We start from the raw sequence: 22,775 nt of genomic DNA, 5'->3' as shown, positions 1-22,775 counted from the left end.
TGGAGCTGCGGATGCCTCAGATGCTACGCGTTGCGCGCTGCTTGCCGGCCGTCGGTGCGGTGGCTAGGCGGTGGGGGAGAGGGCGCGCTCGTAGGCGAGGCGCGAGGCGCCGGCCTCCAGCCCCTCGGCGAGGGTGACGGTGCCGCAGCGGGCGAATCCGGCCTTGGCCAGAGCGCGCTGCATGGGGACGTTGTCGGCGTGGGTGTCGATGCGCACCGAGGCCAGGCCCTCGGCGGCGGCCTTCTCGCAGGCGAAGGCGAGCAGCGTTCCGGCCAGGCCGCGTCCGCGCAGGTCAGGGTCGACGGCCAGGCGGTGGATGGCGGCGTAGGGGCCGTCCGTGAGCCAGGCGCCGTCGATGGTCGCGTATGAGGGGTCGGGACCCGTGCAGTAGCGCATCATGCCCGCCACACGTCCCTCGTCGAGGGCCGCGTAGGCGCCGCCCGCGGCGATGTCGGCTTCCCATACAGCGCGGTTGGGATAGCCGTTCTGCCACTGGTCGAGCTTGAGCGCGGCCATGGCGGCTTGCGCGCGCTCGGTGAGAGCGACGATGGCGTCCAGCTGCTCCGGATGCGCGATGACGATCTCCACGGCGGCTCCCTTTCTCGGCGGTGTCGTCCGCGCATCATAGCGGACGTCACCGCGGGTGGCAACGGCGCGCGGCGCACGGCCGAGGACGGGGCGCCGCCGGTGAGCGCGGGCCGTCGGGCGCCGGTGGCGGCGGGCTGGACGGTGAAGGCGGGAGTTCCTGGCCAAAAACATCGCGGTTTACGCAGACTCTGCCGACGCTGGTGGCGCATGCCGGATCCGCGCCGCGATAGGCCCTCGTCAGGATGATTCTCGCCCGGGGATAGTCAGACGGGAGCGTCGCGCGGCGCCTTCCAGCAGCGGAAAGCGTGGCGTTTTTGGCCAGAAACTTCCCGGGGAGGGCGAGGCGGCGGATCGGGTGCGAACGGCGGCGGCCCTGGGGCCAGGGGTTTGCCGGACGGAGCGTCGTCGCGGGGGAAGGGCCTCATCAGCGCGGAGCGCGACAGAGCGTCCGGGTGATCCGTGCCGTGGTCGGTGACGGCCCAAGCGAATGTCAGCCGGCTGCGTCTGCGCGAGTTGAGTCGCCGCGGTCATCGCCCCGGCGTCTCGGTGACTTGTGTGGCGCACGACGGTGGTCGGTGCCTTGGCAGCGAAGACGGGAGTTTCTGGCCAAAAACACCGCGGTTTACGCGGGCTTCGTCGGGTTTGGTCGCTCTCGTCGAATCGACACTGCAATACCCCCTCGTCAGGATGATTCTCAATTGAAGATAATCAGCTGAGAGGGTAGCGAAACATCCTCCAATGGCGCAAACCATGCTGATTTTGGCCCGAAACTTCTTCGAAGGGGCCAGGCGACGAGTCAGGGCATCGCTCGCGGCAGTCGCGACTCGAGCGCTGGCGGGAAGAGGCGTTTACGGGGCGCACAGGGGGGGGGCGGGCGCTGTTCATCCGCCGGCTCGCCCGACGGCTCGCACGCCTGCGCACGCCGGCCCGTCCGACGGCTCGCCCGCCGGTCCGCCCGCCCGCGCACGCCCGCGCGACGGCCAGCCGGCCGGCCCGCCGGCCCGACGGCTCGCCCGCCGGCCCGCACGCCCGCGCACGCCGACTCGCCTGACGGCCCGCACGTCCCGCACGCTCGCGTGACGGCCCGGCGGCTCGCACGCCCCGTGTGACGTCCGCCTACACCGGCCGGCCCGCCGCCCCGCCGCCCCGCCCGCCGCCCTGCCCGCCGGCCGCCCGCCCGCCCTGCCCGCCGGTGTGCCGTCCTCTGCGTCGTCCTCTGTGTCGGCAGCTTGCCAACTTCGGGGCGTGTGGTACCATGAACGCTGCTCATGCGCCCGGCGGCAGTAGCGATGCGAGAGTGCCGGGCCCCGACCTTGGGAGGACTGCGACCTTGCGCCTGTAGCTTGATGATCGGTTCCGTCTTGCGACCGGACGCCCATGCGGGCGCCTCCGCGTCGCGTCATCATCAAGAAGCGAGGTCTCCCATGCAGGTTACCCTGAGCGCTATCCATTTCTCATACCCAGGCGCGTCTGCCGCCATCCTGACGGACGCGAGCGCCGTCTTTCCCCCGGGATGGACGGGCGTCGTCGGCAGCAACGGCTGCGGGAAGTCCACGCTCGCACGCATCGCAGCTGGCCAGCTCATGCCCGATGCCGGCTCGGTCACGCCCGGCGGCGTGGTGGCGGCCTACTGCGAGCAGGATGCGTCCGCGTCGCCCGTGCGCCTGGAGGACTTCGCCTGCGCCTGGGACAAGCGCGCCGTGCGGCTGCGCGCCGACCTGGGCATCGAGGACGACTGGCCCTGGCGTTTCGCCGCGCTCTCGTGCGGCCAGCAGAAGCGGCTCCAGGTGGCCGTGGCGCTTTGGGAGGAGCCGGACCTGCTCGTGCTCGATGAGCCCACCAACCACGTCGACGCGCCTACCCGTCGCGCCATCGCCCAGGCGCTCGCGGGCTTTCGCGGCGTGGGGCTGCTCATCTCGCATGACCGCGCGCTGCTGGACGACCTGGTCGAGCGCTGTCTGTTCTTCTCGGATGGCCGCGTGACCCTGCGCCCCGGCACCTACGCGGAGGCAGCGGCGCAGGCCGACCTTGAGCGGCGCAGCGCCGAGCGGCAGCGGCGCAACGCCAAGCGCGAGGTGGCGCGCGTCCAGCAGGAGGCGGCGCGCCGGCGCAACGAGGCCGGCAAGGCGGCCGCCAAGCGCAGCGCGCGCGGTCTCGACCCCAAGGACCACGATGGGAAGGGTCGCATCAAGCTGGCCATCTACACCGGCAAGGACGGCGTGGCCGGCAAGCTCTCCGCACGCATGGATGCACGCCTCGAACGTGCGCAGGAGGCCCTGGCCGAGACGCGGGTGGCCAAGAGCTACGACGGTGACGTGTGGCTGGACGCCGCGCCGAGCCCGCGCAAGGTGCTCCTGCGGATGACGGCGGGCGTGCTCGCCCGCGGCGCGCATCGCCTGGAGGTGCCTGACCTCGCGCTCGGCAACGCCGATCATGTGGGCGTATCCGGCGTCAACGGCAGCGGCAAGTCCACGCTCATCGGACGCCTCGTGGCCGCGCTCGCGGACGACCTGCCCACGCTCGTGGTGCCCCAGGAGGTCGATGCCGAGCTGCGCGCGCAGACGCTCGCGACCCTGCGCGCGGCCCCGCGTGCCGAGCGGGGGCGCATCCTGTCCATCGTCGCGCAGCTGAACTCCGATCCCGACCGCCTGCTCGACGGCGACGCGGTGAGCCCCGGCGAGCTGCGCAAGCTCCTGCTGGCCGAGGGCATCACGCGTCGCCCGGCCCTCATCGTCATGGACGAGCCCACCAATCATCTCGACTTGGGCTCGGTGGAGGCGCTCGAGCGCGTGCTGGCGGCCTTCCCCGGTGCGCTCGTGCTGGTGAGCCACGACGAGCGCCTCCTCGACCGCGCCACCGACATCCGCTGGCACCTGGGCCCTGTGGCGGCGGGGGAGGCGGATGCAGGCAGGGGAGGCGCGGAGGGCGCCCGTGCGGAAGGCGGGGCGGGCGCGGAAGCTTTCGACGTGGATCCGGGAGGTGGCGCGGGCGGCGCCGGCGGGGCCAGCGGCGCGGGCGCAGGAGGCGACGCGGGTGTCGCCCGCGGGGCTGCCGCGCCCGCCGAGCCCCTTCGCCGCTTCCGCCTGGAAGTCCGCCCCTGACCCCGCCGGCGGCCGCAAGGCGGCCCGCGCTGCCTGCTGCGGCAACCCCGCCTGCGCCTGCCAGGCGCTTCCGCTCTCGTCGGCCGCCTGATCCGGCCCCGCGCCTGCCAGGCCCTTCCGCTCCGCCAGCCTATCGTCTTTCGCGTCGCCATCCCGTCTTCCCTATAATGATCCCCGCGCGCGATGCGCGACAGCCGGCTGACGATTCCCGAGGAGGCACCATGGCCGCAAGCGTCCTGTTCCTGGAGTACCCGAAGTGCTCGACGTGCCAAAAGGCGCGCGCGTGGCTCGACGAGCGCGGCGTAGCCTACGAGGCGCGCTCCATCGTGGAGGACAACCCCTCCGCCGACGAGCTGCGTCGCTGGCACGAGCTGAGCGGGCTGCCGCTGCGGCGCTTCTTCAACACGAGCGGCATGCTCTACCGTGAGATGGAGCTGGCGAAGAGGCTGCCCGACCTGGACGACCAGGCTCAGTACGATCTGCTCGCCACCGACGGCATGCTCGTGAAGCGCCCCCTCCTCGTGACCGAGGCCACCGCTATCCCCGGCTTCAAGGAGGCCGCCTGGGCCGAGGCCCTCGGCCTCTAGGCGCGGCGGGACGAGGCATCGCGTGGCGAGATAAGGAGGATCCCATGGAGATTCGCGCGGCAGAGCTGGCGGACGTGCCGGAGCTGATGGCGCTCTATGATCGCATGTGCGAGGTGCTCGGGCAGATGGACTTTCTGCCCGAGGGCAACCGGGGCGATTTCCCGCCGCAGTCCATGGTGGAAGAGGCGGTGCGCGAGCGCCAGCAGTTCGTCGGCGTGGAGGACGGGCGCATTGTCGCGGCCTACCTCATGGATCACGACTGCGACGAGGCCTACGACGCCATGGCCTGGCAGGTGGATGCCCCGGCGGATGAGGTGGGCATCCTCCATGCCCTGCGGGTGCTGCCCGAGTACGGCGGTCGCGGCTACTCGCGGCGGCTCGTGGAGCACGCCATCGCCGAGGCGCGCAGCCGGGGGATGCGGGCCCTGCGCCTCGACTGCATCGAGGGCAACGAGGTTCCGCAGCGCCTGTACCGTTCCTACGGGTTCGAGCATCGCGGGAATGCGGACATCACCTATCCTGACATCGGCGTTCCGCGCCGCTTTCTCCTCTACGAACTGGTCTTGGACTGACGCGCGATCCTCTGGCGGAGGGCGTGGCGCAGCCGGGCCGCTACTCGGGCAGCTTGCAGACGTCGACCCAGGTGCTACCGGGCGTGAGGGCGGCCAGGTCGTCGGGGGTGACGGCGATGGCGCTGCTGGCGGTGCCGCAGGCGGGGTAGACCGTATCGAAGCGGCGCAGCGACTCGTCGAGGAAGACGTCGCAGCCCTCGTTCACGCCGAAGGGGCACACGCCGCCCACGGCATGGCCGATGCGCCCTTCCGCCTCATCGGCGGGAAGCATTCGCGGCTTGCGTCCGAAGGCCGCCTTGAACTTGGGGTTGGCGATGCGCGCGTCGCCCGCGCACACCACGAGGATCACCCGCTCGCCCGCCTCGAAGGAGAGCGTCTTGGCGATGCGCGCCGGCTCGCAGCCCACGGCCTGCGCAGCCAGCTCCACAGTGGCGCTCGACTGTGCGAACTCCATCACATCACCTTCGCGGCCGTAGGCTGCCAGGTGCGTCTTCGCGCGTGTGAGGGACATGGCTTCTCCTTTGGTGGAACGAGGCGGCCGGCCTTGGCGGGGCCGCGCGGCGGGCGGGTCGGACGGTGGCGGCCGAGGCTAGGCGTCCAAGGCTGCGGCGATGACCTCGGCCAGGCGGCGGATGCCGTCGCGGATGGTGTCCTCGTCGGCGTTGGTGAAGTTCAGGCGCATGGTGGAGCGCTTCCCCGGCTCGGCGTAGAACGGGTCGCCCGGCACGAAGGCCACGCCCCGCTCGAGGGCCTTCGGGAACAGGTCCATGGTGCTCACGCCCTCGGGCAGGGTGGCCCACAGGAACATGCCGCCCTCGGGCTTGGTGAAGGTCACGTCCGCGGGGAAGAACTCGGCCATGGCGTCGGTCATGGCCTGGGCCTGCTTGCGGTACAGCTCGCGGATCTTGGTCAGGTGCTCGTCCAGGTCGTTGTGGGCCAGGTAGTCCATCACCACGTACTGGGAGAACACGTTGGTGTGCAGATCGGCGGCCTCCTTGGCGATGGAGAGGTTGCGCAGGAGCTCGTGGTCCTTCGTCAGCAGGTACCCCATGCGGAAGCCCGGGGTGACCGTCTTGGAGAACGATCCCATCACCACGCCGTGGGGCAGGGCCGTGCCGCCGATGTAAGGCAGCGACTCGCCCTCGAAGCGCAGCTCGCCGTAGGGATCGTCCTCCACGACGACGATGTTGCGCCCGGCCAGCGCCTCGCGCACCTGGCGGCGTCCCTCGGCGCTGTAGGTGAGGCCCGTGGGGTTCTGGAAGTTGGGGATGAGGTAGATCATCTTCGCGCCCGCGTCCAGGGCCGCGTTGAGCTCGTCGATGTTCAGGCCCTCCTCGGTCAGCTCCACCTCGTGGAAGACGGGCTGGTTCAGGGCGAAGGCCTGGATGGCGGCCAGGTAGGTGGGCTTCTCCACGATGACGCCGTCGCCCTTGTCCAGCAGCACCTTGCCCAAAAGGTCGAGCACCTGCTGCGAGCCGGTGGTGATGAGCACGTCGTCAGCGGTGTAGTCGGTGCCGAAGCGCGTGTTGTAGCGCTCGGCGATCCAGCCGCGCAGCTCGGGGATGCCGGCGGTGGCGGAGTACTGGAAGGCCTCGGGGCCGCGCTCGGCCACCACGCGCTCCATGGACGCGAGCAGCTGCTCCTGGGGGAAGGAGATGGGGTTGGGCAGCCCGCCGGCGAAGGAGGTGACGGCGGGGTCGGAGGCCGCCTTGAGGATGCTACGGACGAACGACGGCGGGGTGTTGGTGATGCCGTCGGAGAGGAGCTCGTCGATGGGGAAGTCGGTGCTGGTCATGGGAAAGCCTCCATGGTCGGGTAACGTCCCGACCATTGTCGCGCCGAACGGAGGGGCCGGTGCGAGGAGACGGGCGAGCGGACGGCCGCCCGCCGGGGGCGGGAGCGCGGCCCGGGCGGCGAAGCGCGGCCTCCCCGCCGCCCGGGCCGCGCTCGCCCTGCGCCCCGCGTCCCGGGCCCTGCGCGCCTGTCGCCCCTCCCTCAGCGGGCGCGGGCCCGTGGCGCGCCCTCGCCTACGGGCAGGAGGGGCGCGCCGGGCAGGTAGGAGCGGGCGTTGGCGGCGGAGAGGCCGATGGTGCCGCCGTTGTGGAAGAAGGCGGACTGCTGGGGCGTGAGCATGCCGGCGATGCCGAGGGCGAGCAGCACGCTGTTGAGCCCGATGGTGAAGCGGTACCCCTGTCGCATCCGCCGGCTCAGCACGCGGGAGAGGCGGCGCAGGCGCACGATGCCCTCCAAGTCGTTGCTGGTCAGGGCGATGTCGGCGGCCTCGCGGGCCACGGCCGACCCGGCGCTCATGGCGATGGAGACGTCCGCGGCGGCCAACGCCGGAGAGTCGTTCACGCCGTCGCCCACCATGCACACGTTGCAGCCCTCGGCCTGCAGCTGCCGGACGAGGGCGTACTTGTCCTCGGGCAGCAGGTCGGCGCGGTACTCGTCGATGCCGGCCTCGGCCGCCACGCGGCAGGCCGTGCGGTCGGCGTCGCCCGTGAGCATGATGATGCGCTTGAAGCCCTCGGCGTGAAGCGCCTCGATCACCTGGGGGACGTCGGGCTTGAGGGGGTCGTCGACGTAGAGCACGCCGCGCAGCTCGTGGTCGACGGCCAGGAAGAGGGGAGAGGTGCCCAGGGCCAGGCTGTGGATGTGCTCCAGCTGGTCGGGGCTCACCGCCACGCCCTCGTCCTCCAAGACGAAGTGCTGGCTGCCGATGACCACGCGCTTGCCCGCGAGCGAGCTGACGATGCCGTGGGCCACCACGTACTCCACCGCCGAGTGCAGCTCGCGGTGCTCCAGGCCCTCCTCCAGCGCGGCGTTCACCACGGCGCGGGCCACGGGATGCGGGAAGTGCTCCTCCAGGCAGGCGGCCAGGCGCAGGGCCTCGTCGCGGGTGTAGCCGTTGTAGGGCTCCACGTGGCGCACCCTGGGCGCGGCGTCGGTGAGGGTCCCCGTCTTATCGAAGACGATGGTGTCGGCCTCCTCGATGGCCTGGAAGTAGCGCGAGCCCTTCACCATGAAGCCGTGGCGGGCGCCCTCGCGCTGGGCGGCCATGACGGCGATGGCGCCGGAGGTCTTCAGCGCGCAGGAGTAGTCGACCATGAGGCAGGCGGCGGTCTTGGTGAGGGAGCGCGTCGTGAGGGCCACCACGCCGGCCAGGGCGAAGTTCCACGGAACCAGCTTGTCGGCGATGTGCTCGACGCGCCGCTGCTCCGCCGACTTGGCGGCCTCGGTGTCGCGCATCATGGACAGGATGGACTGGATCTTGCTCTCGGCGGGGTCGCCGGTGACGCGCACGCAGATCTCGCCCTCCTCCACGGCGGTGCCGGCGTACACCGAGTCGCCGGCCTGGCGCAGCACGGGCAGCGGCTCGCCGGTGAGCGAGGACTGGTTCACCAGGGCCTCCCCGGCGCAGACCGTCCCGTCCACGGGGATGCCGCAGCCGAGACGCACGACCACCTGGTCGCCGAGGCGCAGCTCGGACAGGTCGACCTCCGCCTCCTCGCCGTCGCGGCACACCCGGGCGGTGGTGGGGATGTCGAGCAGCGACTGGGCCAGGCTCGACTCGGTGCGCTTCTGGGTGAAGTCCTCCAGGATCTCGCCCACGTGGAGCAGGTACATGGTCTCGCCAGCGTTGTTGGCGCCCTGGGTGAAGCCGAGCGCGATGGCCGCCCCGTCCAGCACGGGCACGTCCAGCCGCCCCTGGCGCAGCGAGGCCGCCGCGCACCGCCAGAAGGGGATGGCCCGCCACAGCCACCAGAGGGTCTTCAGCGGGTTGGGCATGAGGAGGCGGATGACGAACCAGGCCGTGGCGTTGGCTAGCTCGGCGTAGAGGTGGCGGGCCCGCGGAGCGAGGGCTAAGGGGTCGGCGGGCTGCCAGGCGGCCAGGTCCTCCGCCTTGAGGCGCGCCATGCGCCGCACCACCGCCTGCCGGGCGAAGTCGGTGGGGTCGAACTCCACCGCGAGGCTCGCGGCGCGCGGGTAGGCGGTGGCGCGCGACATCATGGGCAGCTCGAGGAACATCTCCTCGAGGGCCACGGCGTCGCGCTCGCCCAGGGGGCTGGGCAGCTGGAAGCGCAGCCGGCCGGGCAGCGAGTGCTTGATGATGCAGCGCATGGCGGGCGTCCTCTGGGCCTCGGGCCTAGGCCTGGGCCGGCTCTTCCGTGACGGAGTCCTCCACCACGAGCGTGTCGCCGTCGACGGCCACCACCTCGTCGACGACGATCTCCTCCTCGCGCTCGGCCTCTTCCTCGGCCTTGATGACCTCGGCCTCGGCCAGGATGTCGTCGCACTGGGCCTTGGCCTCGTCGACGACGTGGGAGACGTAGTCCTTGCACTGCAGGGCGCGCACCGTGGTGCGCACGCAGGCCTTGCGGACGGGACGGCTCGTGGCCGCCTTGACGCCGGCGGTGCCGAGCAGGAAACCGCCGAGAACGAGCAGGCCAGGATGCATGGGGGACCTCCTTAGGGGTGGGGACGGACATATCGGACTTCGGACAATCTGGCAAAGGAGGCGTGCGAAATGGAGAGCGCGCCGCCCGTGCCGTTGCCATCATGTTAACTTAATTTAACTTATGTTGACAAGTTAACTTAGGGTACTATTTGCGTGGCAAGACCACCCTGCCGCAGGTCGCGGATGCTCGCGGGCTGCGGCGCCCCGACGTCAAAGGAGATCACCATGAAGTGGCACAAGTACTTCGCATGGGCCAGCGTGGCCTGCATGGCCCTCGCTCTCTACACCGGCTACAAGCGCGCCTAGCGCCCGGGAGGCGATGGAGCGCAGCGGCCTTTCAAGCCTTAGGCGGAAGGCGGGATCGTGGCGCTCTGCCCGCGCCGGTTGACAGATTGCCAACCCTGGTTGGTGGAGCGGGGCGCCCCTCGGCGCTTGAATGGGGGAGTGCTCATGCCCTGTTGCCGGAAGAAAGGACGTGCCATGAGGTTCGATGAGCGGATAACCGCCCTGCGCAAGAGGCGGGGTCTGTCCCAGGAGGAGCTCGGCTTCGAGCTGGGAGTGTCACGACAGACGGTGTCGAAGTGGGAGTCGGGCCAGTCCTACCCCGACTTCCAGCGGCTGGTGCTGCTGGCCGACTACTTCGAGGTGAGCCTCGACGAGCTGGTGCGCGGGCTGGACGTAGGCGACGTGCGCGCCCTCAACGACTCAGAGAAGCAGCTGTCGTCCCTCTACGCGGACGTGGAAGGAGCCAAGGCCACCATGGGAAGGTACGTGCGCGTGCTGCTGGCCATCGGCGCGGCGGTGCTGGCGTTCTTCGCCGGCATCGTCTGCTACGCGGTCGTCTTCGCAAGCTGATCGCGGGATGGCGGAGGCAGGGCGCGGGCGCGCAGGCGGGCCCCGCGTCTAGGGCGCGGGCGCGCAGACCCGCCGGCCCAATTGGCCAGAATCGGCGGTTTGACGACAGGCGAGGGCCGATTTTGCCCAACTTCCTGGGCACGAGCGCCCTCGATGGCGCGTGCGTCGAAACGTGACCTGGGGTTTTGCGCGACGACGCGCCGCGCCCGCCCGCGCCGTCGTCGTCAAACCGCCGATTCTGGCCAATTCGATCGCAATCTCTGCGCGACCCGGGGACGGCGTCGGTGGCGCCCGTCGCCGTCATCCTCGTTTGGCGGATTGACAGTCTTAGGGTATAATCTCCTCCGCTCTGCGGGCGTAGTTCATCGGTAGAACCGCAGCCTTCCAAGCTGCTGAGGCGGGTTCGACTCCCGTCGCCCGCTCCATAAGACGAAGAAGGGGCCCCGCCATCAGGCGGGGCCCCTCTGCTTGCAGGGTGGAAATGCGAGCCGCCCTAGGCGGCGGCCACCTTCTCGCGGAGGTAGGCGACGATGTCGTCGGACTCGTAGAGGGGCTTGCCGGCGACGACGAGGCAGGGCACCTGCTTCTTGCCGCCGACGCGGATGAGATCCTGCTCGTTGCCCGGCTGGAGGGTGTCGCGCTTGTCCATCGTGATGTCGTTGGCCTCCATGAAGCGCAGCACCTTCACGCAGAAGGGGCACGACTTCTTGTAGTACAGGGTGTGGTCCTCAAGGTAGTTCATAGGCTTCTCCTTTGCGATCCTCCGCCCAGTCTAGGGCTCTGCGCGTGAAAAGACGAGCGCCCCGCTCATCTTGTTTCGCAACGGTTTCCGGTCCTTAAGGAACCTGAAGATGCGAGAAAGGCCGGGGATTCCCGGCCTGCGCAGACGATGGCGCGCCCAGCAGGATTCGAACCTGCAACCTACGGATTAGAAGTCCGTTGCTCTATCCGTTGAGCCATGGGCGCGTGCCGCCCATTATAGCGCAGCCGCGCGCCCGCCTTGCGGGAAACCGCCGCCCGGCGTCCTCGCCTCCCCGCGGCTGCGCTGCCGCCCGGCCCAGCGCTAGTCGCTCAGCAGGTAGAGCATCCGCAGGTACAGGCGCAGGTCGGCATCGTCCAGGTCGCCCCGGACGATGCGCCGGATCTTGTCCAGCCGGTAGGTCACCGTGTTGCGGTGCATGTGCATCTGGTCGCACACCACGTTGATGCGCCCCTCCGCATGCAGGTACACCCGCAGGATCTCCGCGTCGCTCGTGCCGCGCTCGCGGTCGGCCGCGCGCAGGTCGGTGAGCGGGTTGGGCGAGGCGAGCAGCCGGGTCACGAACTTCTCCGACCGCGCGAAGGGGTCGGTGGCGAAGTAGGGGAAGTAGCGTCGGAAGCGGAACACCTCCTCGGTGCCCGCCCCCGGCGCGTCGAAGGCCAGGTGACGGCGTGACTTGCGTCGTCCGTAGCGCAGGGCGATGCACGCCTTCTCCAGGGCCAGCGCCGCGTCCTCCAGCCGCTCGAAGCGGTCGGACACGCCCACCTCCACGCGCATGCGATGGGCCAGGTCGAACACCTCCTCCTCCATGGCGGCGATGCGCCCGCGCCGCGTGTCGGGCGCGCACAGCAGCACGGCCACGCTCTGGCCGTTGATGGCCACCTTGCAGGAGGGTTCGCCCTCGAGGATCTTCTTGGCGAAGTAGCTGGGGGAGCCGGCGCGCCAGGTGTTGTCAGACACGCACAGCTCGAACAGCCCCGTGAGCGGCAGCCCGTGGAGCTTGGCGTGCTCGGCCAGCTGCGGCTCGTCGTAGACGTTGCCGGTGAGCAGCTCGCGCAGGAAGTACGAGTAGCTCTGCTCGAGCGGGTTCTCCAGCCGCCAGTGCCGCTCGAGGCACGCCTCCACCTTGCGGGCCAGGAGGTTGAACAGAAACACCTGCGAGGTGGATATCTCGGTCGGCGACACCATGACGAGATGCGCCGCGTAGCTGCCGCGCTGGTGTATCACGCGGTCGAGGGTGGGGTAGGAGAACAGCGCCGTGGGCACGTTGTGGACGGCCGTCCACTCCTGGTGCTCCCAGACGCGCATGAAGCCGTGCTCGCGCGCGATGCGGATGGTGTCGGGGCTGTAGCAGCCGTTCTTCACCAGGTAGGCGGTGCGCTCGTCGAGGGGGGCGATGTTTGGGGTATGCGCGATGTAGGAGAACGTGGAGTCTGACAGCGCCACGAAGCACCCGAGCACCGGCTCGGAGGCCTTCAGGAGGTCTTGGGTGATGCAGCCCTCCTCCAGCATGACGCCCATCTGGTCGTTCCACTGGACGACGCGCATGAGGTGGCGCTGGACGCGGTCGGCCAGCAGCTGGGGCGAGAGCGCGCTGCGGATGTAGATGTCGTCGTTGCCGAGCGCGGGAATCTCGGGCACGGCGTCGCGCGGGCCGAGAACCACCACGCGCCTTCCCGGCGTGCCGGCGCCGCGCAGTTCCTCAAGGGCGCGCGGGCCCAAAAAGCGCATGGTGTCCTCCTCGCCCTCGGCGGCGGCGGGCGCCTCCTGGTCGAGGAAGGCGGACACCCACGAGAACAGGGCCTTGGGATGCTGCGGCTCCTTGACCACGGCGATGCCCTGCTCGATGAAGTATCCGGTAAGCATATCAAGGGGGAATTGCATCTGAGAAGCCTCCTTCCCTCACTGTTTCCCAGCCGTTGCCGAAGGTTTGTCCTGGTGGGAGAACGCGGAATTGATATGGCTATTATAGCCAAATAATTTCTAAAGCATTGTTAACTATGCACATATCAATAGGGGTTTTCGCTCTCTAGAATGGGCGACATAAGGCCAAGGGGCCGCATCCGAGGCAAGCACTGCCAGGCGTTGCCCGAAACGGAGGAGCTCCCTGATCGCCGGCCGGTAACGCGGCGGTGTCACGGGGGTTCCAAGTTGTCAAGGCAACCCACGCGGTGATTGCCCCCGAACCCCTCCCGTGTATCGTTTGAGGTGCTGAGACGCACGTCACGGGACGCCGGGGCGCGGCGCCGAGGCAGTGGTAACTGGAAATCATCGAGACAATGGATAGGAGGGCTCTCTATGGCTGGTGTGAACGTTCCAAGCGAAATCATGCCCCTGAAGAAAGTTCTGCTGCACAGACCGGGTGATGAACTGCTCAACCTCACTCCGAACACGCTGGAAGAGCTGCTCTTCGACGACATTCCGTTCCTGAAGGTCGCCCAGGAGGAGCATGATGCCTTCGCCGAGATCCTTCGCAACGAGGGCGTCGAGGTCGTGTACCTGGAGGATCTGATGGCTGAGGTCCTCGACATGTACCCCGAGCTGCGCGAGAAGTTCCTCAAGCAGTGGATCTTTGAGGCGGGCATCCGCACCGATCGCTATCAGAAGATCATCTACGACTACCTGAACGATCGCTATCCGAACAACAAGGACCTGGTGCTCAAGACGATGGCGGGCATCAACCTCCAGGAGCTGCATACCGATAAGAGCAACTCCCTGGTCGACCTCGTGAGCGACGCCTCCAAGCTGGTGTGCGCCCCGATGCCCAACCTGTACTTCACCCGCGACCCGTTCGCGATGATCGGTAACGGCGTGTCCATCAACCGCATGTACTCCGAGACCCGCAACCGCGAGACCATCTACGGCGAGTACATCTTCAAGTACCATCCGGACTACCAGAACGTGCCGGAGTACTACAGCCGCTACAACACCTTCCACATCGAGGGCGGCGACATCCTCAACATCAACGACAAGGTGCTCGCCATCGGCATCTCCCAGCGCACCGAGCCGGATGCCATCGACCAGATCGCGAAGAACATCTTCGAGTCCGATTCCCCCATCGAGACGATTCTGGCCTTCAACATCCCCAACTCCCGCGCCTTCATGCACCTCGACACGGTGTTCACGCAGATCGACTACGACAAGTTCACCATCCATCCCGGCATCATGGGCCCGCTGACGGTGTTCGAGATCAAGTCTGACGGCAAGGGCGGCATCAAGGTCCGCGAGCGCAACGAGACGCTCGAGGAGATCCTCACCGAGTACGTCGGCCGTCCCGTGACCCTCATCCCCTGCGGCGGCGGCGACCGCATCGCGGCCGAGCGCGAGCAGTGGAACGACGGCTCCAACACCCTGTGCATCCGCCCTGGCACCGTGGTCGTCTACGAGCGCAACGACGTCACCAACGCGGTGCTCGAGGAAGCCGGCATCAACGTCCTGCAGATGCCCTCCGCCGAGCTGTCCCGCGGCCGTGGCGGCCCGCGCTGCATGTCGATGCCCCTCTGGCGCGACGCTGAGTAACGCTTGATTTTCCCGGGATCGTCGGCCGGCTGTCCGGTCGCCGGTCCCGGCTCTGGTTTCCCCGGCGCCTTCGCGCGCCACGCACTGTTCCCTCCTACGAAAGGACGCGCATCATGCCTGTCAACCTTTCCGGCCGCAGCTTCACCAAGATCCTCGACTTTACCCCCGACGAGATCCAGTACCTCGTTGACGTGGCGAAGACGTTCAAGAACCTGAAGCGCAACGGCGTGCCGCACCGCTACCTCGAGGGCAAGAACATCGTGCTGCTCTTCGAGAAGACCTCTACCCGTACCCGCTGCTCCTTCGAGGTCGCCGGCTACGACCTGGGCATGGGCGTCACCTACCTCGATCCCGGCAGCTCCCAGATGGGCAAGAAGGAGTCCATCGAGGACACTGGCCGCGTCCTCGGCCGCTTCTATGACGGCATCGAGTACCGCGGCTTCTCCCAGGACCTCGTCGAGGAGCTGGCGGCCGTCTCCGGCGTGCCGGTGTGGAACGGCCTCACCGACAAGTTCCATCCCACGCAGATGATCGCCGACCTGCTGACCATCGAGGAGAACTTCCCGATGGGCGTCAAGGGCCTCAAGTTCGTCTTCTTCGGCGACCTGCGCAACAACATGGGCAACTCGCTCATGGTGCTCGGCGCCAAGATGGGCATGCACTTCGTCGGCTGCGGCCCCAAGGAGCTCATGCCCGAGCCCGAGCTCATCGAGACCTGCAAGAAGATCGCGGCCGAGACCGGCGGCACCATCACCTTCACCGATGATGCCAAGGAGGCTGCGACCGACGCCGACGTCCTCTACACCGACATCTGGGTGTCCATGGGCGAGCCGGCTGAGCTGTGGGCCGAGCGCATCAAGCTGCTGAGCCCCTTCCAGGTGAACAGCGAGCTCATGGGCCTCGCGCACAAGGACGCCATCTTCATGCACTGCCTGCCGTCCTTCCACGACACCCAGACCACCATCGGCGAGGACGTCCATGAGAAGTTCGGCCTCAAGGAGATGGAGGTTACCGACGAGGTGTTCGAGTCCGCACAGTCCAAGGTCTTCGACGAGGCCGAGAACCGCATGCACACCATCAAGGCGGTCATGTACGCGACCCTGAGGTAGCACTACCCGCACAACCGCACCGACCCGCGCGGGCCCCGTCCCAGGAGCCCGCGAAGGGGGAGGCCAAGCGCCTCCCCCTGGGTCGTCGCACCCTTTTCCACCCCCGATTCGTAAGAGTGGTGATCATCCATGGCCTATCAGAAAGGCGACGGCAAGAGCGTGGTCATCGCCCTCGGCGGCAACGCCCTGGGCAACACGCCCCAAGAGCAGCTGAAGCTGGTCGAGGGGACGGCCGTCCATATCGTTGACATGATCGCCGAGGGCATCAACGTCGTGGTCTCCCACGGCAACGGCCCTCAGGTGGGCATGATCAACAACGCGTTCGACTTCGCGCATGCCAACGACGGCAAGACCCCGGAGATGCCCTTCCCCGAGTGCGGCGCCATGTCGCAGGGCTACATCGGCTACCAGCTCTCCCAGGCCATCCTGAACGAGCTGAAGCGCCGCTCCATCATGCGCTCCACGGCGTCGGTCATCACCCAGACCGTCGTCTACCCCGACGACCCGGCCTTCGCCGACCCGACGAAGCCCGTCGGCCCCTTCCTCACCGAGGAGGAGGCGAGCAAGCGCGCGGCTGAGACCGGCTGCACCTACAAAGAGGACGCCGGCCGCGGCTGGCGCATGGTGGTCGCCAGCCCCAAGCCCCAGCGCATCGTCGAGTTCGACGCCATCAAAGACCTCATGGACGACGGCTACGTCGTCATCGCGGCCGGTGGCGGCGGCGTGCCGGTCATCGAGCGCAACGACTCCTACGAGGGCGTCCCGGCGGTCATCGACAAGGATCGCTCGAGCGCCAAGCTGGCCGCTGACTTCAAGGCCGACATGCTGGTCATCCTGACCGCGGTCGAGAAGGTGGCCATCAACTTCAACACGCCCGACCAGCGCTCCATCGACACCATGACCATCGCCGAGGCCAACAAGTACATCGAGGAGGGCCAGTTCGCGCCCGGCTCGATGCTGCCCAAGGTCCAGGCCTGCATCGAGTACCTGGAGGCCTACCCCCAGGGCAAGGCGCTCATCACCTCGCTCGAGTGCGCCGCCGCCGGCCTCAAGGGCGAGACGGGCACCGTCATCACGGCTTCCTAAGCCGTTTGCACCATGAGCAGTACCCCGGCCCCGTGCCGGGGCATCCGCTCCCGCGTCGGCGACGTTCGTCCTGCTCACCGGGCGTCGCCGAGGCGGGCGCGGGCATAAGACCTGTACATCGACGTGCACTAAAAGGAGGGGTAACCTATGACAGCTGATGCGAAGAAGAAGGATCGCAAGCGGCGGAGTATATCGTCGTTCTCCATTCTCCTCATCATTCTCGTGATCTTGGCCATCATCACCATGATCATGGCCGCCACCGGCACCGAAGGCGTGACCGGGGCGACGCTCGCCAACATCACCACCGCGCCGGTGAAGGGCTTCACCGACGCGCTCCCCGTCTGCCTGTTCGTGCTCATCCTCGGCGGCTTTCTGGGGATCGTCACCGAGACGGGCGCCCTCGATGCCGGCATCGCCGCCCTCGTGAAGAAGCTCCATGGCAATGAGCTCGTCCTCATTCCCATCCTGATGTTCATCTTCTCCATCGGCGGCACCACCTACGGCATGTGCGAGGAGACGGTTCCGTTCTACCTGCTGCTGGCCGCCACCATGGTGGCTGCGGGCTTCGACAGCCTCACCGGCGCCGCCGTGGTGCTGCTGGGCGCCGGCTGCGGCGTTCTGGGCTCTACGGTCAACCCGTTCGCCGTGGGCGTGGCCGTCGACTCCCTGTCCGGCACGGGCATCGTCATCAACCAGGGCATCATTATGGGCCTGGGCGTCGTCCTGTGGCTCGTCACCCTGGCCATCTCCATCGTCTTCGTCATGAAGTACGCCAAGAAGGTCAAGGCCGACAAGGGCTCCACCATCCTGTCGCTGCAGGAGCAGCAGGACATGATGCAGGAGTGGGGCATGAACGAGTCCGCCGAGGAGGGCAAGAGCGACGACACCGCCGCGCTGCCCGCCATGACCGGCCGCCAGAAGTGGTCGCTCGTCGTGTTCGCCCTCACCTTCGTCATCATGATCGTGTCCTTCATCCCGTGGGAGGACCTGGGCGTTGACGTCTTCAACGCCGGTGCCACCTACGAGGAGGTCGTGGCCCCCGTCACCGCCGAGGACATCACCGCGGTCTACGACGAGGCCACCGAGTCCGAGCTCGCCCTCGACTCCGACGCCGGCGGCGTGGCCGTGGCCGAGGAGCAGGTAACCGACGGCTGGTCCTCGTTCCTGACCGGCCTGCCGCTGGGCCAGTGGTACTTCGACGAGGCCTCCACCTGGTTCCTGCTGATGGCCCTCGTCATCGGCCTCATCGGCGGTCTCTCCGAGGCGCGCTTCGTCAAGGCCTTCATCAACGGCGCCGCCGACATGATGTCGGTCGTGCTCATCATCGCGCTCGCCCGCTCCATCACGGTGCTCATGGGCGAGACCGGCCTCGACCTCTGGATCCTCGACAACGCGGCCAACGCGCTCTCGGGCATGTCGGCCATCATCTTCGCGCCGCTGTCCTTCCTGCTCTACATCGTGCTGTCCTTCCTGATCCCGTCCTCGTCCGGCATGGCCACCGTGTCCATGCCCATCATGGGCGGCTTGGCCAACCAGCTGAACTTCTCGGTTGAGACCATGATCATGATCTACTCCGCCGGCAACGGCCTGGTGAACCTGTTCACCCCCACCTCCGGTGCCATCATGGGCGGCCTGGCCCTGGCCAAGATCGAGTACACCACCTGGCTGAAGTTCGGCGCCAAGCTGTTCGTCGTGCTGGGCGTGGTCTGCCTGGTCATCCTGACCGCGGCCATGATGATCCTGTCCTAGGAAGCACGAGCTTTCCGGCCCCTGAGCAAGGCCATTGGGCAGGCGAAGAGGCGCACCCGGGTTCCGGGTGCGCCTTTTTCGTGCCTCACCTGCCGGTTCTGCCGTTTGGTGGTAGAATCGGCCCATCTGTTCCGCCCCGCCTCAGCCGAGGACGCGGGCATGCCCCAGCTGACGTAAGGAGAGACTGGACAACATGGAGATTCGCGAACAGCTCGAGAGCATCATCGACGCGGCCATCGCCGCGGCGCGCGAGGACGGCTCGCTTGTGATGGACGAGGCGCCCGCCGCCGCGCTGGAGCGCCCGCGTGACGAGGCCAACGGCGACTGGGCCTCCACCGTGGCCATGCGCTCGGCCAAGCTCGCCAAGAAGAACCCGCGCGAGGTGGCGCAGGTCATCGTCGACCATCTTCCTGCCAACGACGTCATCGCCAGCGTGGAGATCGCCGGCCCCGGCTTCATCAACATCCGCCTGTCAGACGCGGTGCTCCAGGGCGTGGTGCGCGAGGTGCGCGCCGAGGCTGAGGACTTCGGCCGCGGCACCGTGCCGGAGGGGGAGCGCAAGATCAACCTCGAGTACGTCTCGGCCAACCCCACCGGCCCCTTCCACGTGGGCCACGGCCGCTGGGCTGCCCTCGGCGACGCCATGGCGCGCGTGATGGAGCACGCCGGCTACGACGTCTACGAGGAGTTCTACATCAACGACCACGGCACCCAGATGGACGTGTTCGGCAACTCCGTGGCCGTGCGCTACCTGCAGCTGCTCGGCCATGACGTGGAGATGCCCGAGCAGTGCTACGGCGGCTCCTACGTGGCCGACATCGCCCAGGGCATCATCGACCGCGAGGGCCGCAAGTACGAGGAGCTCACCGACGAGGAGCGCATGAACGCGTTCCGCGAGATCGCCTACCAGGAGATGCTTGACCTGCAGCACCGCGTCATGAGCCGCATGGGCACTACCTTCGACCGCTGGTTCAGCGAGCGCAGCCTCTACGTGGAGGACGAGACTGGCGAGAGCCCGGTGTCCCGCTCCCTCAAGGCCATGAGGGACAAGGGCTACGTCAAGGAGGAGGACGGCGCCATCTGGTTCCGTTCGTCGGCCCTCGGCGACGAGAAGGACCGCGTCATGATCAAGGCCAACGGCGAGATGACCTACTTCATGAGCGACGTGGCCTACCACTACGACAAGAAGATGCGCGGCTTCGACCACCTCATCAACATCTGGGGCGCCGACCATCACGGCTACGTGAAGCGCTGCGAGTGCATGCTGGAGGCCTGGGGATGGCCCGGGGCCCTAGAGATCGTGCTCGGGCAGCTGGTGAACCTCTACCGCGACGGCGAGGCCGTCCGCATGTCCAAGCGCACCGGCGAGATGGTGACCCTGGAGGAGCTCATCGACGAGGTGGGCGTGGACGCCACGCGCTACCTCATGCTGTCGCGCTCGTCGGATCAGCCCATCGACTTCGACATCGAGGCCGCCAAGAAGAAGGACTCGTCCAACCCCGTGTACTACGTGCAGTACGCCCATGCGCGCATCTGCTCCATCCTGCGCAAGGCCGCCGACCCGGCCGATGCCGCGGCCGCCGAGGCGGGGGACATCACCATGGACGAGCTGGCCGCCCGCATCATCCCCGAGGGCTGCGACCTCTCGCCGCTCACCCACGAGTCCGAGCTCGCGCTCATGCGCAAGATGGCCGATTTCGGCAACCTCATCGCCCTGGCCGCCCGTGACCGCGCGCCCTTCCGCCTGACCCACTACGCGCAGGACCTGGCGGCGCTGTTCCACCAGTTCTACACCAACTGCCACGTGCTCACCGAGGACGAGGCCGTGCAGACGGCCCGCCTGGCGCTGTGCGACGCCACCCGCATCGTGCTGGCGCTGACCCTCAACCTGCTGGGCGTGAGCGCTCCCACCAAGATGTAGCGTGCGCGGGGGGGGCGCCTTCCGGCGACCCCCCCCCGCGCGAGGCAGGGTGGCGCCCATGGCGCCCCCTGTGCTATGATGAAGCCAATCGGTGCCCCGCCTGACCGGGCAGCATCGGTTGTCTAGATTAGGCCGGGTTGCGGTGAAGGGCTACCCGGCCTTCTTGCATTCCAATGCCGTCCGTCACTCTCTTCGCACCAGGACGAGCCCGATGATCCCGATAAACACCAACATGATCTCGCATACCGCGACAACAGTCTGTGCGTCCATAGGCACTCCTCTCTCGAGGCTGCCCGGATGTGACGGAGCACCTTGCGGGGGATTCTACCATGGGCGGCACGCTTGCTCGATGATGGCGACGCCGCCTTCTCGTATCAGACGTTGTCCTCCAGGTCGAGCTGCATGAGGTTCACGTTCTCGCGCATGCGCTTGGCGCCCTCGCGGGAGAGGCGGCCTTCCTCATAGCTGGTCTGGATCTGCTCGAGCTCCAAGCAGAGGGCCAGCCGGCGCACGTCCTCGGCGCGGTCGACCACCTTGAAGGCGGTGGTGATGGTGGGGCGCTGCTCCTGGAGCACCATGCGGGCGTTCTGGTACTCGAGCAAAAGCGCCGTGGCATCCTCGGTGGGCACGGCGCTGTCGGAGATGGTGATCTCCAGCAGCGCGATGACGTAGTTCGTGCACGCGAGCTGCAGCTGGCGCAGTTCGTCAGCGCGGGTGGGGGTGGCGATGCTCGGAAGCTCGCGGATGAGGGCGTGCAGTCCGCGGCGCAGCAGGGCGCGCAGGCGCAGGACGTAGGTCTGGAACGAGGTGCTCTCGCTGCTGTGGCGCAGGAGCCGCTCGGTGCGGTCGAGGCGGCGCAGGTACTGGTAGCCCGCCATCGGCGATACCGCGTCCTCCTCGATGATCTCCAGGGCGCGCTCCCGCTCCCACTTGAGCGCCTGGAGCCGCAGCTCGATGTCCGACTCGCTCTCGATGTCGTTGTTCTCCTTGATGAGCTCGATGCGGTCGTTGTAGGACCGGATGACCGCCCGCGTGGCCCCGCGGTTCTCCGGCGTCTGGCGCGTCGTGAGCTCCTCGATCACCGTGCGCAGGATGTCGATGTAGCAGGCGGTGTCGCGGTCGTGGATCTCCTGCTCGGACTCCTTGCGAGCCGGCTTGGGCGCCAGCAGCGGCACCACGAAGGTGGCCAGCAGCAAGGTGCACACGATGACGCCGCAGGCCAGGAAGATGAGCAGGTCGCGCTGGGGGAACCGGATGGCCGGGTGGTCGACGGTGGCGTAGGACAGGTACATAGGGATGGTGAGCATGATGGAGAGCGTGATGGTGCCCTTGGCGCCGCAGAGCGTGGTGACGAGCGCCATCTTGGCGTCATGGGCGGTGAAGCGGCGGCGCTCCCCGCGGCGGGCGTGCATCCAGTCCATGGCCAGCACCCAGGCGAAGCGGATGGCCAGGAGGAGAAGGGTGAGCCCGATCACGTAGGTGATGAGCCGCCCGTTGGAGATGGACACGTCGTCCCAGGTGCGGCGCATGGCGTTGGGCAGCTGGGTGCCCAACAGCACGAAGACGATGCCGTTGAGCGCGAAGGAGAGCACCCGCCACACGCTCGACGAGACGATGTTCATGCGCGACACCGACGGCCCCATCATCCGCGGCGAGATGACGTTCACGAGCCCCGCCACCACCACGGCGATGATGCCGCTCACGTGGATGGCCTGGGAGATGAGGTACACGAGGAACGGCGTGAACACCTCGAACAGCACGTGGAAGGTGGTGTTCTCCACGCCGATGGAGCGGGCCTTGCGCACGATGAGATTGCCCACCACGCCGAGCGCCACGCCCGCCGCCAGGCCGCCGAAGAACTCCAGGAGGAACACCTCGGTGGCGTTGAGGAGCGAGAACGAGCCGGTCACGCCTGCGGCGATAGCGAACTGAAACGACACGATGCCCGAGGCGTCGTTGAGGAGCAGCTCGCCTTTGAGCACCGACTTCTGGCGCGCGGGGATGGCGATTTCCTTGGAGAGCGACGTCACGGCCACCGCGTCAGTGGGCCCGAGGGCCGCGCCGAGCGCGAAGGCGGCGAACAGCGGGATGGAGGGGATGATGAGGTTGAGCGTGAAGCCGATGATGAGGGTGGTGGCCACCACCAGGCCGATGGCCAGGGAGAGCACCGGCTTGATGTGGATCCAGAGCGCCGCCTTGTCGGCGTTCTTCGCCTCGTCGTAGAGAAGGGGCGCGATGAAGAGCACGAGGAACAGCTCGGGGTCGAGTCCGATGGTGATGTTGGTGGAGGCGAGCAGGGCGATGCCCAAGCCGAGCGCGATCTGGATGAGCGGAAGCGATACCTTGGGGACGATCTGATCGATGACGGAAGAGACGAGGACGGCGGCGAGCAAGAGGAGGCACAGGGTGAGCGTCTCCACGTACCATCCCCCTTTCGTTACCCCGATGAGCGCATTGATAACCCTATTG

18 protein-coding genes and 2 tRNA genes are annotated in these 22,775 nt (G+C 68.0%); 11 read left to right on the top strand and 9 right to left on the bottom strand.

What is annotated here, in order from left to right; translation table 11 throughout:
- Positions 1-63: 63 nt before the first annotated feature.
- Positions 64-588, bottom strand: coding sequence for a GNAT family N-acetyltransferase (locus AC6I0Y_RS07395; RefSeq protein ID WP_497730567.1), 525 nt, complete (start codon positions 586-588; stop codon positions 64-66).
- 1,424 nt (positions 589-2,012) lie between these two features.
- On the opposite strand from AC6I0Y_RS07395, the gene AC6I0Y_RS07390 reads away from it, so the two are divergent.
- The 3 genes from AC6I0Y_RS07390 (at position 2,013) to AC6I0Y_RS07380 (ending at position 4,848) form a co-directional block, all read left to right on the top strand.
- A complete protein-coding gene (locus AC6I0Y_RS07390) occupies positions 2,013-3,689 on the top strand; it encodes an ATP-binding cassette domain-containing protein (RefSeq protein ID WP_497730565.1) in 1,677 nt (558 codons plus the stop codon).
- Between the two features lie 221 nt (positions 3,690-3,910).
- Entirely contained in the window at positions 3,911-4,276 is a 366-nt protein-coding gene (locus AC6I0Y_RS07385; protein WP_160709600.1) for an arsenate reductase family protein, read from the top strand.
- Between the two features lie 44 nt (positions 4,277-4,320).
- The gene (locus AC6I0Y_RS07380; protein ID WP_497730562.1) at positions 4,321-4,848 is read left to right on the top strand and encodes a GNAT family N-acetyltransferase; all 528 of its coding nucleotides are present in this window, start codon (positions 4,321-4,323) and stop codon (positions 4,846-4,848) included.
- 40 nt (positions 4,849-4,888) lie between these two features.
- Here the strand turns inward: AC6I0Y_RS07380 and AC6I0Y_RS07375 are convergent, their stop codons facing one another.
- The 4 genes from AC6I0Y_RS07375 to AC6I0Y_RS07360 all read right to left on the bottom strand — a co-directional run bounded on the left by AC6I0Y_RS07375 (position 4,889) and on the right by AC6I0Y_RS07360 (position 9,307).
- Positions 4,889-5,359, bottom strand: a complete 471-nt coding sequence (locus AC6I0Y_RS07375; RefSeq protein ID WP_497730561.1) for a YbaK/EbsC family protein — start codon at positions 5,357-5,359, stop codon at positions 4,889-4,891.
- A 78-nt stretch (positions 5,360-5,437) separates the two neighbouring features.
- Complete coding sequence (locus AC6I0Y_RS07370; protein ID WP_497730559.1) at positions 5,438-6,643, bottom strand: aminotransferase-like domain-containing protein; 1,206 nt, start codon at positions 6,641-6,643, stop codon at positions 5,438-5,440.
- 200 nt (positions 6,644-6,843) lie between these two features.
- Positions 6,844-8,970, bottom strand: a complete 2,127-nt coding sequence (locus AC6I0Y_RS07365) for a heavy metal translocating P-type ATPase (RefSeq protein WP_497730557.1) — start codon at positions 8,968-8,970, stop codon at positions 6,844-6,846.
- 25 nt (positions 8,971-8,995) lie between these two features.
- Positions 8,996-9,307, bottom strand: a complete 312-nt coding sequence (locus AC6I0Y_RS07360) for a DUF6110 family protein (protein WP_497730554.1) — start codon at positions 9,305-9,307, stop codon at positions 8,996-8,998.
- A 153-nt stretch (positions 9,308-9,460) separates the two neighbouring features.
- Here AC6I0Y_RS07360 and AC6I0Y_RS07355 point away from each other — a divergent pair, with 153 nt between their 5' ends.
- From AC6I0Y_RS07355 to AC6I0Y_RS07345, 3 genes are all read left to right on the top strand, one after another.
- Positions 9,461-9,613: a DUF6219 family protein gene (locus AC6I0Y_RS07355; RefSeq protein ID WP_497730551.1), complete on the top strand. Its 153-nt coding sequence runs from the start codon at positions 9,461-9,463 to the stop codon at positions 9,611-9,613.
- A 174-nt stretch (positions 9,614-9,787) separates the two neighbouring features.
- Positions 9,788-10,162, top strand: a complete 375-nt coding sequence (locus AC6I0Y_RS07350; RefSeq protein WP_497730548.1) for a helix-turn-helix domain-containing protein — start codon at positions 9,788-9,790, stop codon at positions 10,160-10,162.
- 351 nt (positions 10,163-10,513) lie between these two features.
- A tRNA-Gly gene (locus AC6I0Y_RS07345) sits at positions 10,514-10,587 on the top strand.
- 68 nt (positions 10,588-10,655) lie between these two features.
- Here the strand turns inward: AC6I0Y_RS07345 and AC6I0Y_RS07340 are convergent.
- From AC6I0Y_RS07340 to AC6I0Y_RS07330, 3 genes are all read right to left on the bottom strand, one after another.
- Entirely contained in the window at positions 10,656-10,904 is a 249-nt protein-coding gene (locus tag AC6I0Y_RS07340; RefSeq protein WP_160709608.1) for a glutaredoxin family protein, read from the bottom strand.
- 148 nt (positions 10,905-11,052) lie between these two features.
- Positions 11,053-11,128 (bottom strand) — tRNA-Arg (locus AC6I0Y_RS07335).
- A 97-nt stretch (positions 11,129-11,225) separates the two neighbouring features.
- The gene (locus AC6I0Y_RS07330) at positions 11,226-12,806 is read right to left on the bottom strand and encodes a PucR family transcriptional regulator (protein WP_497730545.1); all 1,581 of its coding nucleotides are present in this window, start codon (positions 12,804-12,806) and stop codon (positions 11,226-11,228) included.
- A 414-nt stretch (positions 12,807-13,220) separates the two neighbouring features.
- Between AC6I0Y_RS07330 and arcA the strand changes: the two genes are divergently transcribed.
- From arcA to argS, 5 genes are all read left to right on the top strand, one after another.
- On the top strand, positions 13,221-14,441 hold the full coding sequence (arcA, locus tag AC6I0Y_RS07325) for an arginine deiminase (RefSeq protein ID WP_160709612.1): 1,221 nt from the start codon (positions 13,221-13,223) through the stop codon (positions 14,439-14,441).
- Positions 14,442-14,554: 113 nt separating this feature from the next.
- Positions 14,555-15,550 carry an ornithine carbamoyltransferase gene (gene argF, locus AC6I0Y_RS07320; RefSeq protein ID WP_160709614.1) on the top strand — a complete coding sequence of 332 codons (996 nt, stop codon included), beginning with the start codon at positions 14,555-14,557 and terminating at the stop codon, positions 15,548-15,550.
- Positions 15,551-15,679: 129 nt separating this feature from the next.
- Positions 15,680-16,636 (top strand): carbamate kinase, encoded by a 957-nt coding sequence (gene arcC, locus AC6I0Y_RS07315; RefSeq protein WP_160709616.1) that lies wholly within the window; start codon positions 15,680-15,682, stop codon positions 16,634-16,636.
- Between the two features lie 147 nt (positions 16,637-16,783).
- The gene (locus AC6I0Y_RS07310; RefSeq protein WP_497730541.1) at positions 16,784-18,385 is read left to right on the top strand and encodes a YfcC family protein; all 1,602 of its coding nucleotides are present in this window, start codon (positions 16,784-16,786) and stop codon (positions 18,383-18,385) included.
- Positions 18,386-18,578: 193 nt separating this feature from the next.
- Positions 18,579-20,306 carry an arginine--tRNA ligase gene (gene argS, locus AC6I0Y_RS07305; RefSeq protein ID WP_497730538.1) on the top strand — a complete coding sequence of 576 codons (1,728 nt, stop codon included), beginning with the start codon at positions 18,579-18,581 and terminating at the stop codon, positions 20,304-20,306.
- Positions 20,307-20,680: 374 nt separating this feature from the next.
- Here the strand turns inward: argS and AC6I0Y_RS07300 are convergent, their stop codons facing one another.
- Positions 20,681-22,726, bottom strand: coding sequence for a cation:proton antiporter (locus AC6I0Y_RS07300; RefSeq protein WP_160709622.1), 2,046 nt, complete (start codon positions 22,724-22,726; stop codon positions 20,681-20,683).
- Positions 22,727-22,775 lie beyond the last annotated feature (49 nt).

The sequence above is a fragment of the Adlercreutzia sp. St.1H8 genome (genome assembly GCF_059728655.1).
The sequence above is the reverse complement of the archived record's forward strand: the minus strand, read 5'-3'. Positions and strand labels throughout refer to the sequence as shown.

Bases quoted from the DNA above. Each gene is read 5' to 3' on its own strand.
- AC6I0Y_RS07390 (WP_497730565.1), top strand. From the start codon at position 2,013: ATGCAGGTTACCCTGAGCGCTATCCATTTCTCATACCCAGGCGCGTCT.
- AC6I0Y_RS07385 (WP_160709600.1), top strand. From the start codon at position 3,911: ATGGCCGCAAGCGTCCTGTTCCTGGAGTACCCGAAGTGCTCGACGTGC.
- AC6I0Y_RS07380 (WP_497730562.1), top strand. From the start codon at position 4,321: ATGGAGATTCGCGCGGCAGAGCTGGCGGACGTGCCGGAGCTGATGGCG.
- AC6I0Y_RS07375 (WP_497730561.1), bottom strand. From the start codon at position 5,359: ATGTCCCTCACACGCGCGAAGACGCACCTGGCAGCCTACGGCCGCGAA.
- AC6I0Y_RS07370 (WP_497730559.1), bottom strand. From the start codon at position 6,643: ATGACCAGCACCGACTTCCCCATCGACGAGCTCCTCTCCGACGGCATC.
- AC6I0Y_RS07365 (WP_497730557.1), bottom strand. From the start codon at position 8,970: ATGCGCTGCATCATCAAGCACTCGCTGCCCGGCCGGCTGCGCTTCCAG.
- AC6I0Y_RS07360 (WP_497730554.1), bottom strand. From the start codon at position 9,307: ATGCATCCTGGCCTGCTCGTTCTCGGCGGTTTCCTGCTCGGCACCGCC.
- AC6I0Y_RS07350 (WP_497730548.1), top strand. From the start codon at position 9,788: ATGAGGTTCGATGAGCGGATAACCGCCCTGCGCAAGAGGCGGGGTCTG.
- AC6I0Y_RS07340 (WP_160709608.1), bottom strand. From the start codon at position 10,904: ATGAACTACCTTGAGGACCACACCCTGTACTACAAGAAGTCGTGCCCC.
- AC6I0Y_RS07330 (WP_497730545.1), bottom strand. From the start codon at position 12,806: ATGCAATTCCCCCTTGATATGCTTACCGGATACTTCATCGAGCAGGGC.
- arcA (WP_160709612.1), top strand. From the start codon at position 13,221: ATGGCTGGTGTGAACGTTCCAAGCGAAATCATGCCCCTGAAGAAAGTT.
- argF (WP_160709614.1), top strand. From the start codon at position 14,555: ATGCCTGTCAACCTTTCCGGCCGCAGCTTCACCAAGATCCTCGACTTT.
- arcC (WP_160709616.1), top strand. From the start codon at position 15,680: ATGGCCTATCAGAAAGGCGACGGCAAGAGCGTGGTCATCGCCCTCGGC.
- AC6I0Y_RS07310 (WP_497730541.1), top strand. From the start codon at position 16,784: ATGACAGCTGATGCGAAGAAGAAGGATCGCAAGCGGCGGAGTATATCG.
- argS (WP_497730538.1), top strand. From the start codon at position 18,579: ATGGAGATTCGCGAACAGCTCGAGAGCATCATCGACGCGGCCATCGCC.